Consider the following 12,763-nt stretch of genomic DNA (forward strand, 5'->3'; position numbering starts at 1 on the left):
GAGGACGCGCATGACGGGAACGGGGTCCGTGTCGGCCGTGATCGTGGACTGGGGCGGCGTACTGACGCAGTCCTTCAACGAGGCGGTCGAGGTGTGGGCCGCCGCCGAGAACGTCTCCGCGGCGGAGTTCGACGCGGTCCTGGGGCGGCTGCTGGGGCCCGGCGCGGTGCCGGACGGCGGGCCCAACCCCTTCCACCGGGTCGAGCGGGGCGAGCTGTCCGTGGCGGAGTTCGAGTCCGCTCTGGCCGCTCTCCTGCGGCGCACCGACGGGACGCCGGTACCGGCCAAGGGCCTGGTGCAGCGCATGTTCGCGCCCTTCGCCATGGACCCGGCCATGACCGGGCTGCTGCGCCGGGTGCGTGCCGCCGGGGTCCCCGTGGCGCTGCTGTCCAACTCCTGGGGCCACCGCTACGACCGCGAGGGCTGGGACGGGCTGTTCGACGCGGTGGTGATCTCCTGCGAGGTGGGGATGCGCAAGCCGGAGCCGGAGATCTTCCGCCACACCGCCCGCCTGCTGGACCGCATCCCCGAGGAGTGCGTGTTCGTGGACGACCTGGGCCGTAACGTGCGCGCCGCCTCGGCCCTGGGCATGGCCACCGTCCACCACCGCACGGCGGCGGAGACCACGGCCGCCCTCACCGCCCTGCTGAGCGCTCTCGGCAGCGCCCCGGCCCCTGGCGGGCGGGCGGGTTCACCGAGGCGCTGACGGAGTTGCTGCGCTCATCGGCGCAGGCGGCGGCCCGGGAAGCCGCCGGGGAAGCGGTTGCCGGGGGAGCGATGGGCGCTCCGATGGGGGAAGCGGCCGGGACGCCGGCCGACTGCGCCGCCGCGATCTGCCGCATACGGCCCACCAGTTCGTCGAGCCGGCTCTCGGCCGGCCCCGTACAGTCCAGCAGCCTGCGGGCGGCGGCGGAGAGCGACGTACCGCGTGCGGTGCTGTAGACCAGCGGCAGCCCGCAGCCCTTCTCCAGCCGGTGGATGCGCCGGGTCAGCGCGGGCTGGGTGACCAGGAGGGTGGCGGCCGCCCGGTTCAGACTGCCGATCCGGTCGATGACCCGGAGCAGATGCAGGTGCTCCGCCTCGAAGTGGCTGTCCGAGTCCGGTCCGGTCCAGTGGAGTTCGGACAGCAGGACGGGCAGCGGCCCCCGGGCCCCCGGCGACGACGCGCCGGCCTCGGGCCTGGCCCGGAGCGGACGCCCCGGCCCCTCGGCGAGCGGGGGGAAGGAGGCGGAGGCGGCGTACACCGGATTGCGTTTCGCCGCGCGCTGCGCGTAGCCGTACCGCAGCCAGGTGCACAGCTCGTGGGCGAGGGTCAGCGGGACGACGAGCGGGTCCACCGCCAGCGTCAGCCGCCGGACCAGCCGCTGGCGCAACGGGCGCAGTACCAGGCTCAGGTCGTGCTCCGGCTCCGGGGAGAGGGGGGAGACGAGCGCGACGCCGTAGCCGCGGCCGACCAGCTCCAGGGCCGCGCTCTGCGAGCGGACGGTGAAACTGACGCGGGGAGCGGGCGACAGGAGGGAGAAGGCCCATCCCTGGTCGTCGCACGCGTCACCGCCCACCGTGGCCACCCACTCGGCGTCGGCGAGATCGTGCAGATCGAGCGTCTCCTGCCGGGCGAGCGGATGGTCCCGGGGCAGCGCCACCCACTGGGGCTCGTCCACGACGGTGCGCACCAGCGCCTCGCTGCGCCGCAGCCCCGGCCTGCGGGTGGTCTCCCAGCCGCACGCGGCATCGACCGCGTACCGCTCGAACCGCTGCCAGACATCACGGCTGTCACCCGGAACGACGTCGAACACCGCTTCGGGGAAACGATCCGCCAGGTCACGGCCCATGCCGTACGCCCGTTCCGTGCCCACCGCGAACTGCACGACCGGCAGCCGCTCCCGGGTGTCGGTGCGGTGGTGCGAGGTGGCCATCGCGAAGTCGATCGCGCCCACCAGCCGCCGCCCGGCGTGCAGCAGTGCGTGCCCGGCCTCGGTGAGCTCGGTACCGGTGGAACTGCGCGACACGAGCGGAGTGCGCAGCCGCCGCTCCAGCTTGATCAGGCGGCGGCTCGCCGACGACTGCGTCATCCGGCCGCCCCGCTCCACCGCGTGCAGGCTCCCGTGGTCGGAGACCGCTTGCAGCAAGGCCACATCCGAACGCCGAAGATCGAACATCCAGCACTCCTCCCCCGTCGGACCGCATCCTCCCAGCCGTCGCGGCAGGAGGGGCGGTACGGGCCTCACGTGACGTACGTCTCGCCACCGTAAGGCCGTTCGAGTGCTCGCAGGGCCGCAGTCAGGTAGTTGGCCGGATCGGGCGGGTGACCCGTCCGGAGCTGATCGGAGCTTCCGCCTCCGGCTGCCCGGCGGTACGGGGGAACGCCAGGGCCGCGGCGACGCCGGCGGCGGCCAGGACGGTGGCCCCCACGAAGACTGCCGTGTACGAGGAGACGGCCGGATACCCACCGGTGCTCGTCGTCACGGCCAGCACCATGAAACTGACCTGCACACCGAAGGAGCCCCGAGGTTGCGGAGCACGCTGTTGATGCCGACGGTCACCCCCGCCGAACCGCTCGGTGAGGCGAGCATCAGCAGCTCAGCCATGGCGCCGCCCAGCAGCCCGGTGCCCAGCCCGGTCAGTGCCGTGCCCAGCGCCAGGCCCGCTGCGGTGCCCGTCATGAGGCCGAACACGGCGGGGGAGGCGGCGAACAGCACGGTGCTCGTGATCATCACCGCCCGTGCCGACATCCGGCCGGACTGCCGCAGCCAGCCCGAAAGCAGCCCGCCGGTCACGGCGGCGACCTGCATCGGCAGCATCACCAGCACGGTGAGCCCGCCGTCGGCGGACAGCCCGTAGCCCGTGGAGCGGGGGGCGTCGGCGAGCACCGGGGCCAGGATGCCCGTCTGGAACATCACCAGACCGGTCAGCAGACTCACCACGTTGAGGGTCCAGATCGGCCGCCGCCCGAGCAGCCGGGTGTCGATCGCGGGCTGCGAGGAGCGCCGCTCCACCTGGACGAGCGCCACACAGCCCGCCGCCCCGGCCAGCAGCAGCAGTGCCCCGGTGGCCGAGCCGAGCCCCTCCCTGCCGTACTGGCTGAGGGCCAGCAGCAGACAGGCGCTCACCGCGCTGAGCAGCAGGAGACCGGGGATGTCCACCCGGGTCCCGGCCCTGCGCGGGGTCTCGGGCAGCACCGCGAGGCCCGCCACCAGCAGGACGCCCGCCAGCACGGCCGCGGTGACGAACAGCCCCCGGAAGGCGGCGGCCCCGTCACCGAAGACCCCGACCAGCAGGATGCCGATGCCGCCGCCGGTCCCGAAGGCCGCGGACAGCACCCCGGTGGGGCCCGCCAGCGACCGCCCCGGGAACCCCTCCCGCAGGAGGCCGATGGCGAGCGGGAAGAGCCCGGCCGCGACGCCCTGCACCAGCCGGGCGACGAGCAGGACGGTGAACGACTGCGCGGCGGCGGCCACCACGGCCGCCACCGCCACGACGGCGAGCACGGCGACGAGCACCACCCGGCGGCCGTAGAGGTCGCCCAGGCGCCCCACCACCGGGGTGGCGACACAGGCGACCAGCAGATGTCCGGAGACGATCCACGCCGCGTCCGTGCCGGAGACGCCGAAGGCGTGCTGGATCTGCGGCAGCAGGGTGGCGACACCGAGCTGGAGCATGGAGAAGAGCCCGCAGGCCCCCGCGAGCACGCCCAGGGCCGCACGCCGGGTACCGGCCGGCGTGCGGCCCGGAGCCTTGTTCACCGCAGTTCGCCGGCCACCGGTTCCGCGGACGTCACCTCGGCGGACTCGAAGCGGTGGCAGTAGTGGCCCATGCGGGAGACGGGGTAACTGGTGCCGATCGCCGCCATGGTGAACGCCTTGAGGTCACCGGCCACCGGCTTGTAGCGCCCGTTCGCGCCGAAGCTCCGGTCGCCGTAGCCGACCCGCACCCGGCGCGGCTCCAGCGCCCCGCCGGTGAAGTAGCCCGGCCAGTCGTGGGCGTACTCCGCGGACTTGCCCTCGTCCGGGGAGTAGTCCGGCCGGAGCATGATGTCCCGCTGGAACCGCAGCACGTCGTCCAGCCTGGCGTCCTGGTCCGGGTCGAGCCCCAGCGTGCCCAGGTACTCCCGCAGCTCGTCGTGGAAGCGGTCGAAGTCCCGGGCGACGCGGAGCCAGCCCCAGTTGTCGATCGTCCAGCCCCGGCGCTTGCCGTACGGGGCCAGGTCGGCGGCCATGTCGGGCTGGCTGGCGACCAGGTTGGCCAGCGGCAGCGTGGGAATGTCGATGTAGTCGTGGTAGAGGCTGCGCATCCGCAGGTACAGGGCGCCCAGCACGCTGTCGGGGCGGCTGCTGAAGTACTTCTGCAGCCCCTCGTAGAAGCGGGTGTAACCGATCTCGTGCTCCTGCCGCAGGAAGATCGACAGGTAGCGGGTGTAGCAGCCGTTGTGCAGGAACTGCACGGACTGGATGAAACTGAAGCACTCGACCCAGTCGGCGCGCGGCATGGCGTTGGTCTCCATGACCATCTGCATGGTCTCCGCCTCGTCGTCGGGCGTGCCGTCGCGCTCCACGTACATCCGCTTGGGGACCGTGCGCAGCCCGTACTTCTCGATCTTCTCCGGGGTGTTCAGCGGCGCGTTGGGGAGGATGGCCAGCTCGTAGACCCTCAGGTCCTCGTGGTTGCCCGCCTCCAGCAGTGAGCCGATGCCGTCGCGGAACGAGCGCGCGGTCTCCAGGGGCAGCCCCAGGATCAGCTCGGTGTAGGTGTGGATGTTCTCCCCGGCGTACCGCTGCTGGAGCTTGCGGTAGTTGTCCAGGCCGATGTTCTTGCGGTCGATGGCCTCCAGGACGTCCATGTCGGTGCTCTGCATCGACAGGGTGGTGCCCATCAGCAGGTCGGCGTCGTGCCAGGTCTTGCTGATGTCGAAGACCCGGTCGTTGGAGTTCTTGGCGAAGTTGACCCGGACCTGCCTCGGGGCCCCCAGCTCGCCCCTGGCCTCCGCCAGCGCGTGCGCGATCTCCAGGTCGCGCGGCATGATGCCGAAGTTGGCGTCGCAGATGAACAGGTCCTCCACGTCATGGCGGGCGAACCAGTCGATCTCGTCCTGGAGGCGCTCGTCCTCGAACTTGCGCAGGGTGCTCATCGTCGCCGAGCCCCAGTCGCAGAACGAGCAGGAGTACGGGCAGCCGCGGTTGGTCTCCCACAGGGCGTAGAAGCGCAGCCCCCGCTCCCGGCAGGTGGCCACGGCCCCGTCCATCACGCCCAGCAGGTAGGGACTCGGCGTGTCGATCAGCCGCGGCAGCCGTACCGCCTTCGGCCCGGCGACCGCCACCCCTTCCCGGCGCACCGTCACGCCGGGCACCGTCGAGTAGTCAGGGCTCGCGGTCAGGCGCTCGGCGAGCAGCCCCCGGAACGCCACCTCCCCCTCGCCGTGCGCCAGTACGTCCACGTACGGGTGCCGGTCGAAGAAGTCCCCCGGCCGGTCGGGGACGTGCGGCCCGCCGGCCACCACCAGCACGTTCGGGTAGCGCTCCTTGACCAGCTTCGCCACCTTCATCTGGCGGCGGAAGTTCCACACGTAGCAGGACAGGGCCAGGACGTCGGGCTCGACGATGCCGTCCGCCATCTCCCGGACCGGGGCGACCAGGAAGACGGGCTCCTGGAAGTCGTAGGCGGAGGCGATGTTCTCGTCCTGCTCCGCGTAGGTGCGCAGCAGGCCGGCCACCAGGGGCAGGAAGGGGAACGCGTTGAGGCCGACGAAGTACACCTTGCGGCCGCGGCGGGGGAGTTCGGCGGACATGCTGGTCACGGCTCCTCGTGGTCGGACGGTTCTCGCGGTGGGCACCGGGCCTGCTACTTCGTGCTGGGGACGCGCTCCGGTTCCCAGGGACGCGACCAGTCCGCGCCGCCGCGGATGGCGCGCAGCATCTCGTCGAACGCGCTGTCGTCGGAGTAGTAGAAGACCGACGGGTCGGCGCCGGAGGTGACGCCGGGTGAGGAACGGGCGCTCGCCCCCGCCAGCAGGTCGGCGAGCCGGTGGTAGAAGGTCTCCAGGGGCAGCCGGGTGGGGAAGAGGGCGTGGTAGCAGTCGAACAGCTCCGGGTCGTCGCTGATCAGCTGCGACCGGCTCTCGTCGTACAGGTCCGTGCCGGGCAGCGGGGTCAGCACCGAGAAGCTCGGCATGTCGACCTGGAGCTCCTGCACGGTGTTGTTGAGCCGGGCGAAGTCCTCGTCCAGCCAGTTGGGCTGCACGATGAAGTTGGCCCGGACCTTGACCCCGTTGGCGTGGAAGAGGTCCAGGGCCCGCCGGGTCTGGCCCGGGTCGGTCCCCTTGCGGTAACCCGACAGCTCGTCGTCGGTCATCGACTCCGCGCCGACCAGTACCGAGTCGAGCCCGACCTCGGCCCAGCGGGCGATCACGTCGGGCCTGCGCAGCGCCGTGTCGGTCCGTATGTACATGTGGAACCGCTTGCGGAACCCGGCCTTGTCGATGGCGTCGGCCAGCTCCAGCATCCGTCCGGGCTGGATGAACGCCTCGTCGTCCACCACGTACAGATTGCGGCCCTCGATGTCCGCCATCTCCGCGAGCACCCGGTCGATGTCCTTGACCAGGTAGCGCCGGTCCGTCATCCGCCACAGCGAACAGAACTTGCAGGTGTACGGACAGCCGGCGGTGAACCGGATCAGCGACACCGGGCGGTAGACCGAGTGGAAGTAGTCACCGCGGTGGTGGGAGAGCAGCGAACGGTCGGGCATCGGCAGGTCGTTGAGCGCCGCCGGCTTGGGGCGCCGGTCGCGCTCCAGGCCGGTGCGGGAGTCGTACGGGGCGAGGCCCTGCACGGGGGAGGGGGAGCGGCCGGCCTCCAGCTCGCGGGCGAGATGGCTGAGAGCGGCGCCGCCCTCACCGGCGACGATCCAGTCGGCCGAGAAGCCGTTCAGCCACTCCGCCGACACCGTCGGATGGTGGCCGCCGAGCACGATCGGCACGTCGGGCCAGAGCCGCCGCGCCTCCCGGCTCACCTCCCGCGAGACGTGCACGCTGGTCGTGTACGGGATGGCCACACCGATCAGGTCGGGGGGCTCGTGCGTCTGCGCGTACGTCTCCAGCGGCGGGTCCAGCCGGAGATCGTGGATGGTCACGTCGTGGTCGCCGCGCAGCGCGCCGCCGAGATACTCCAGCGGCAGCGGCTCGCAGCAGCTCAGCCGGTCACTGAGGAGGGCCCGTTCGTTACGAGGCCACACCAGCAAGACCCTCATCGAGTCCCTCCCTTTCGTTGGTCCCGTTTCCCGTGCCCGTGCCGGTGCCCCGGGCCGACGGCCCGTCCTGGCAGAAGACGGAGGTCGCGATGGCGTGCAGGCGTTCCGACTGGAGGCGGGGGTCGTCGCCGCCCAGGGCGGCGGCGAACATCCGGCTCATGGCGGTGCCTTCGTGGATGCCCCGCTTCGGCCGCCAGGCCACCTCCGCGGGCAGGACCTCGGCCGCGGCACTGCGCAGCACCCACTTCGCCGTGCCCTCGCGGACCTTCAGCCGGCCCCGGATGCCCAGGGCCGCCGCCATCACCTCACGCGTCCAGTACGGGTAGCGGACGACGATGTCGCGGGCGTCGGCGAAGGCCGGGCCGAACTCGTTGCTCCGGGCGGTCGCGGCGGTCTGCGCGACCACCGCCCGCTCGATGTCCTCCTCGCCGCCGGTGCCGCCGAGTCCGGCGAACAGCAGGTCGGCGCCGTAACCGGAGAGCAGGACCTGACGCCGGTCGGCGGCCATGGCGGTGAGCTGGAAGCAGGCCGGCGCGGCGATCTGGAGCGTCAGCAGGTCCCAGGTCTCCAGTGAGCGGATCATGTCCGGCAGCAGCTCCGTGAGCTGCTCGGGGCCGAACATCAGCTCGTGGTGCTTGCTGCCCAGGCGCTCCGCGAACCACGCGGCCTGCTCGAACTCGTCGCCGAACGGCGTTCCCACGGTGTACGTGTGCAGCTCCGCGCCGGAGCTCTCCCGGGCGGTCAGCGCCGCGACCGCCGAGGAGTCCACGCCGCCGCTCAGCATGACCCCCAGCTCCTCGGAACCTCCGGCCAGCCGGGCCACCGAGGACCGCAGCGCCTCGCGGACGGTGGCCACCGCCTCCTGGGGATCGGTCGTCACCGGCCTGTCCGGCAGCCCGCGCACCTGACGGGTGGCGACCGGCACGGTTCCGTACGCGTCCACCGCCAGCGTCACCGCGCTGTTCGCCGGGACCGCCGTCACCCCCGCGAAGCGCCCGCCCGGCAGGAGCGCCTGCGCCGCGCCGCCGAGCACCGGGGGCCCGGCCAGCAGCGGCAGCACCGCGCCGGCCGAGGTGGCGATCAGCAGGGTGTCGTCGGCGCCGCGCGCGTAGTGCAGCGGGCAGGTGGCGCCCACATCGCTCCACAGGGTGGCCTGACCGCCGCGCACCAGCACCGCGCAGTAGCGGGCGTGGGACCGCTCGGTCCAGGACAGCAGCTCGTCGAGCGGGGCGTGGACCGGCGGGGCCTCCTCGGTCAGCCGGTCACCGTGCACGACCAGCGTGTCCGCGCCCTCGCGCACCACCAGCGTGCTCAGTCCGCGACCGGGCCCCAGGGACTGGAACTCCACCGGGCCCGAGTGGCAGCGCAGCAGGAAACCGGCCATGTCAGTACACCCCTTCGACGCGTCGTCCTTCGGTGAATTCGGGGGAGTACGGGTCCCCCAGCCAGGGCCAGGGATAGCGCTCGGCGGCCACCCCGTAGGGGCGCACCCGGCGGGCCCGGTCGCGCTCCAGGAAGCCGGGGACCAGCGCGTCGTCGGTCAGCCGCCAGACCCGGACCCGGCCCTCCTCGCCGTACGGCACCTCGGCGCCGTGCTCGTCGATGACGTCCAGCGCGACGTGCGGGCGGCAGGGGACGTAGACCACCCGGTGCCCGTCCTCGGCCTCGAACGGCTTCTGCCAGTTGATGCCGGTGGTCGACGTGCCGTACATGCCGACGACCGGCACCCCGGGGAAGACCTCCTCGCGCAGCTCGCGGTGGGCGTCGGGCTCCATCGTCGTGCCGGCGTGCACGATGGCCCGCACACCGGCCAGCGGCTCGGTGCCCAGCCGCTCGGGCAGCATGTCCAGCAGCCGCGAGGTGCAGAACACCACCCCGATGTCCTGGGAGCGGACGACTTCCTCCACCTGGTCCCAGATGTGCCGCACGTACCGGTCGTAGGCGGCCGTCATGCCCTCCTCGCCGAAGATCTTCACGATCCGGGGGTCGAGGTCGATCGAGAAGCACATGCCGCCGCGCCGCTCCGCGAACGCGACGACGAGCCGGCCCGTCGTGTGCGGGCCCATCGGCCCGACGAACAGCCAGTTGGTGTTCCTCGGCACCCCGTGCAGATCCAGGAACTCGTCGGAGAACTCCAGGATGTCCGCCCAGTAGCGGGCACCCCAGGTGCCGTGCTTGGCGGGCCCCGTGGTGCCGCCGGTCTGCGCCGCCCACAGCGCGCCGCGCTCGCCCAGCACCGACCTGGGGACGAAGTTCTCCAGAGGGGTACGCCGCGACGCCTCCTCGTAGTGCATCTGGTCGGCGCCGTCCGTCAGCCCGAGCAGGGAGACCGCGTCCTGGAAACTCTGGACCTTCTCCAGAGCGTTGGTGCCCAGGCGCCGGTCCCGCTCCAGCCAGTAGGGGGTGCCATGCCGGGGGTCTAAGTGGAGGCGGACGGTCCGGCGAACGTCGTCATCGGTGATCTGACGGAGCACCGTCTCGCTCGGACGTGGCATGGCGGTTCCCTCTTCTCTGATGCTGTTCCTGCCGCCGGTCACGCGGAGGCGCCCGGCAGAACTGCCTTCTTCTTGAACAGGAAGTCGGCCAGATACCCCTCGTGCGGATCGCGGGGGTCGTAGCCGCGGTCGAAGTCGTCGCCGCCGAAGACCTTGTCGACGCCCGGTTCCTCGGCGAGCGCCCGGACCAGGCCGCCCGTCTCACCGAGTACGGACACGATCAGCGAACCCGCGCAGGCCGCGACCGCCTTGGAGCGCGGCACGTGGGCGACGGCCGTGAAGGGGAACGGCAGCTCCGTCCCGAACAGGGGTGAACCCGCGTCCAGCAGCAGCACCGTGGGACGCAGGTACGCCACGCCGTCCAGGTCCACCCGCAGCGGCACCCCGGTGGCCGCCGCGGTGACGTCGACCGCGCCCGCCGCGATCTCCCGCTCGACACGCGTGGCCAGCGCGTCCCGCACGGCACGGTCGGGGAAGGCGGGCACCGAGGCCGACGGGTCGTCGAGCGGCAGCACCGGACGGTCCGCGAACTCCCGGGCGAGCTGCCCGGCGGCCTCCTGCGCGTCACCGAGCACGACCAGGGAGCTGATGTTGGTGCACAGCCGGCCGCAGCCCGCGAACGCCTCCCGGGCGAGCCGCTCCCAGGCGTCCTTGGGCACGCCGTCACCGACGAGCGCCCTGCTGCGGCCGTAGTGGTACGTCTTGACCTTCCCCGGCGGCAGGTCCCCCGGCACCTCCTCGCCGGGCCACAGCACCTGGTCGGCCAGCCGGCGCAGGGCGGGCGCGTCGCCGTGGACCAGCGACACCGCGTTGTCCGGCAGCCCGGCGGCGTACAGCGCCTCCGTGACCAGCACCGCGGTGAACGGGTCCCTGGCGGACGTGCTCAGCAGCACGGGCCGGCGCGCGGCCAGCGCCTGCATCCACTCGATGCCGATGGTGGGGAAGTTGTCGGGCACCCGCACGTGCACGGAGCGCCCGGCCGGCCGCCAGCTCCACCGCGGGTCGCCGCCACCGGTCCGGTACGCGGAGACGGTCCCGTCCGGGGACTGCGCGGCGAGGATCTCCTCCATACGGCCCAGGTCTTCGGCGACCGTACGGACCCCGCGCTCGGCCCGCCGCAGCGGCAGGCCCGTCGCGGCGGAGAGCGCCCGCAGCCACGGGCCGAGCTCACCGCCGTCCAGCCGGGCGGTGAGCCGCCCGGCCGCGTCGCGCAGCAGCCCGAACCAGGCGTCGTCGTCGATCCCGCGCAGGACCCGGGCGGTCTTCTCCGCCTCCTGCGCCATGCCGAACTGCACCAGCCGGCCGGCGTTGCCCAGCCGCGCCAGCGGCCGCCCGGCACCGTCGTCCAGCCGCCCCGGACGGTTCGACATCACCGGGCGCGAGCCCGAGTACGCCGGGACGTCCAGGGTGCCCCCAGTGCCCGGGACAGCCGGGGAGGCCGTCCCGGCCGCTGTCGTGAGCATCGTCACTGGACCTCCGGGACCAGGGCCGCGGGCTCCTTGGCCATCGGGGCGCCGCCGTCCATCAGACCGAGGCGCGTCTGCACGGTCTTGAGGTTCGCGAGGAAGGCGATGCGCTTGTACTGGCCGTCCTTGCGGGTCGGGGTCATGTCGTCGTAGAGCTTCCACAGCTCGTCGATGGAGGCCGCCGGACTCGACGTCACCGGGACGTGCCCGGTGTAGCAGTCGGTGTCGCTGGTCTCCACCGTGAACTCGACGCGCTTGGCCATGTCCTTCTCCAGGTCCGCGTGGAACGGGACGAAGAAGCACGGGGAGACGATGTCGTGCGGGTTGTCGCCGAGCCGGGCCTGGAGCCAGGTGATGGTCGAGCGCATCGCCTCGTCGGTCTCGCCCGGGATGCCGAGGATCATCGTGGCCTGGGTGCCGATCCCGGCCTTGCCCAGGGAGTCCAGGGCCCGTTCGGTCACCGCGACCTTGACCGGCCGGCCCAGGCGCTTGAGCAGCGACCAGTCGAGCGTCTCCACGCCCACCAGCAGCCGGAAGCAGCCGGACTTGCGCAGCATCTTCGCCATGTCGTCGTCGATCAGGTCGGGCCTGGCCTTGGCCTCCCACTCGAACTTGCCCTGGAGACCGGAGTCCTCGATGGCCTGGCACAGCTCCTGCATGCGCGGGACGTCCTCGACGAAGTCGTCGTCCTCGATCCGGATGCGGTCGAATCCGTGCACCTCGACCAGTTCGCGGATCTCCGCCAGTACCCGCCCGGCGCTGTGCCGGCGCTGGCCGACACCCCACTGGTGCTTGGAGTAGCAGTAGGCGCAGGCGTACGAACAGCCGCGGGCGGTGACGACGTTGCCGGCCCGGCCGCGCGAGATGGTCCGGTACCGCTCCATGTCGGCCAGGTCGCGGGCCGGCATCGGCAGCTTGTCCAGGCGCATCACCTGCGGGGCGGCGGGTGTCTCGACGACCTTGCCCTCGTCGTCGCGGAAGACGATCCCGCGCACCTTGTGGAAGTTCTTGCGGCCGTTGTTGCCGAACTCATGGACCAGGTGGGAGAAGGTGACCTCCCCCTCGCCCTTGACGACGACGTCGGCGGAGCCGTCCTCGACCAGCTGGCGGGCGAGCGGGGTCGCGCCCACACCGCCCAGCACGGTCAGGGCGTTGGGGTGGTGGTGCTTGACCTCGGAGGCGAGCTTGACGCCGTTCTTGAGGCTGGAGGTCAGCACCTGGATGCCGACGATGTCCGGGTTGTAGCCCCGCAGCGGCTCGTTGGGCGTGGCGAGCGGCCTCTGCAGGACGAAGAGCTGGTCGTCGATGAAGTGGACATCGGTGCCCGCGGTGTCGTGGAAGGTGCCCTCCCGCAGTACGGCGGCCAGGGACAGCAGCCCCAACTGCGGTGCGGAGATCGACTCTCCTGAGTACGCCGACCGGCGAGCGTTCACGAGAAGAACTTGCATGCTTGTCTGCCTCCTGCGAGTGGACAGTCCTCAGGCGCGGCCGGGCTGACCGCCCGCAGCCTGCGTGCACACGGGGCCTGTGGGCCGGCGACGTGCTGTGCGTGCGGCCCGCGAG

Annotated in this window: 10 protein-coding genes; 1 reads left to right on the forward strand and 9 read right to left on the reverse strand. The window is 72.3% G+C overall.

All coding sequences use genetic code 11. The features are described from left to right. The first annotated feature begins 10 nt into the window (after positions 1-10). On the forward strand, positions 11-706 hold the full coding sequence (locus Sfulv_RS20000) for an HAD family hydrolase (RefSeq protein WP_173315964.1): 696 nt from the start codon (positions 11-13) through the stop codon (positions 704-706). Here Sfulv_RS20000 and Sfulv_RS20005 read toward each other — a convergent pair. The 9 genes from Sfulv_RS20005 to Sfulv_RS20040 all read right to left on the reverse strand — a co-directional run bounded on the left by Sfulv_RS20005 (position 636) and on the right by Sfulv_RS20040 (position 12,648). Then, the gene (locus Sfulv_RS20005; protein WP_173315965.1) at positions 636-2,159 is read right to left on the reverse strand and encodes a LysR family transcriptional regulator; all 1,524 of its coding nucleotides are present in this window, start codon (positions 2,157-2,159) and stop codon (positions 636-638) included. The two genes, Sfulv_RS20000 and Sfulv_RS20005, sit on opposite strands and share 71 nt — an antisense overlap. 121 nt (positions 2,160-2,280) lie before the next feature. Next, positions 2,281-2,466 carry a hypothetical protein gene (locus Sfulv_RS30600; RefSeq protein WP_256669017.1) on the reverse strand — a complete coding sequence of 62 codons (186 nt, stop codon included), beginning with the start codon at positions 2,464-2,466 and terminating at the stop codon, positions 2,281-2,283. Then, positions 2,463-3,743: an MFS transporter gene (locus tag Sfulv_RS20010; protein ID WP_256669018.1), complete on the reverse strand. Its 1,281-nt coding sequence runs from the start codon at positions 3,741-3,743 to the stop codon at positions 2,463-2,465. Before Sfulv_RS20010 ends, Sfulv_RS30600 begins: the two co-directional genes overlap by 4 nt. Next, on the reverse strand, positions 3,740-5,782 hold the full coding sequence (gene tokK / locus Sfulv_RS20015) for a cobalamin-dependent radical SAM methyltransferase TokK (protein WP_173318042.1): 2,043 nt from the start codon (positions 5,780-5,782) through the stop codon (positions 3,740-3,742). Before tokK ends, Sfulv_RS20010 begins: the two co-directional genes overlap by 4 nt. 53 nt (positions 5,783-5,835) lie before the next feature. Continuing rightward, positions 5,836-7,239 (reverse strand): B12-binding domain-containing radical SAM protein, encoded by a 1,404-nt coding sequence (locus Sfulv_RS20020; RefSeq protein ID WP_173315966.1) that lies wholly within the window; start codon positions 7,237-7,239, stop codon positions 5,836-5,838. Continuing rightward, positions 7,211-8,623: an asparagine synthase C-terminal domain-containing protein gene (locus Sfulv_RS20025; protein WP_173315967.1), complete on the reverse strand. Its 1,413-nt coding sequence runs from the start codon at positions 8,621-8,623 to the stop codon at positions 7,211-7,213. The genes Sfulv_RS20020 and Sfulv_RS20025 overlap by 29 nt, the downstream gene beginning before the upstream one ends. Position 8,624: 1 nt before the next feature. Next, the gene (locus Sfulv_RS20030; protein WP_173315968.1) at positions 8,625-9,734 is read right to left on the reverse strand and encodes an AMP-binding protein; all 1,110 of its coding nucleotides are present in this window, start codon (positions 9,732-9,734) and stop codon (positions 8,625-8,627) included. A 38-nt stretch (positions 9,735-9,772) separates the two neighbouring features. Continuing rightward, on the reverse strand, positions 9,773-11,197 hold the full coding sequence (locus Sfulv_RS20035) for an aldehyde dehydrogenase family protein (RefSeq protein WP_173315969.1): 1,425 nt from the start codon (positions 11,195-11,197) through the stop codon (positions 9,773-9,775). Positions 11,198-11,199: 2 nt separating this feature from the next. Continuing rightward, positions 11,200-12,648: a B12-binding domain-containing radical SAM protein gene (locus Sfulv_RS20040; RefSeq protein ID WP_173315970.1), complete on the reverse strand. Its 1,449-nt coding sequence runs from the start codon at positions 12,646-12,648 to the stop codon at positions 11,200-11,202. Positions 12,649-12,763: the final 115 nt, after the last annotated feature.

This window comes from Streptomyces fulvorobeus (assembly GCF_013167895.1).
In the GTDB taxonomy this organism is placed as follows: Bacteria; Actinomycetota; Actinomycetes; order Streptomycetales; family Streptomycetaceae; genus Streptomyces; species Streptomyces fulvorobeus.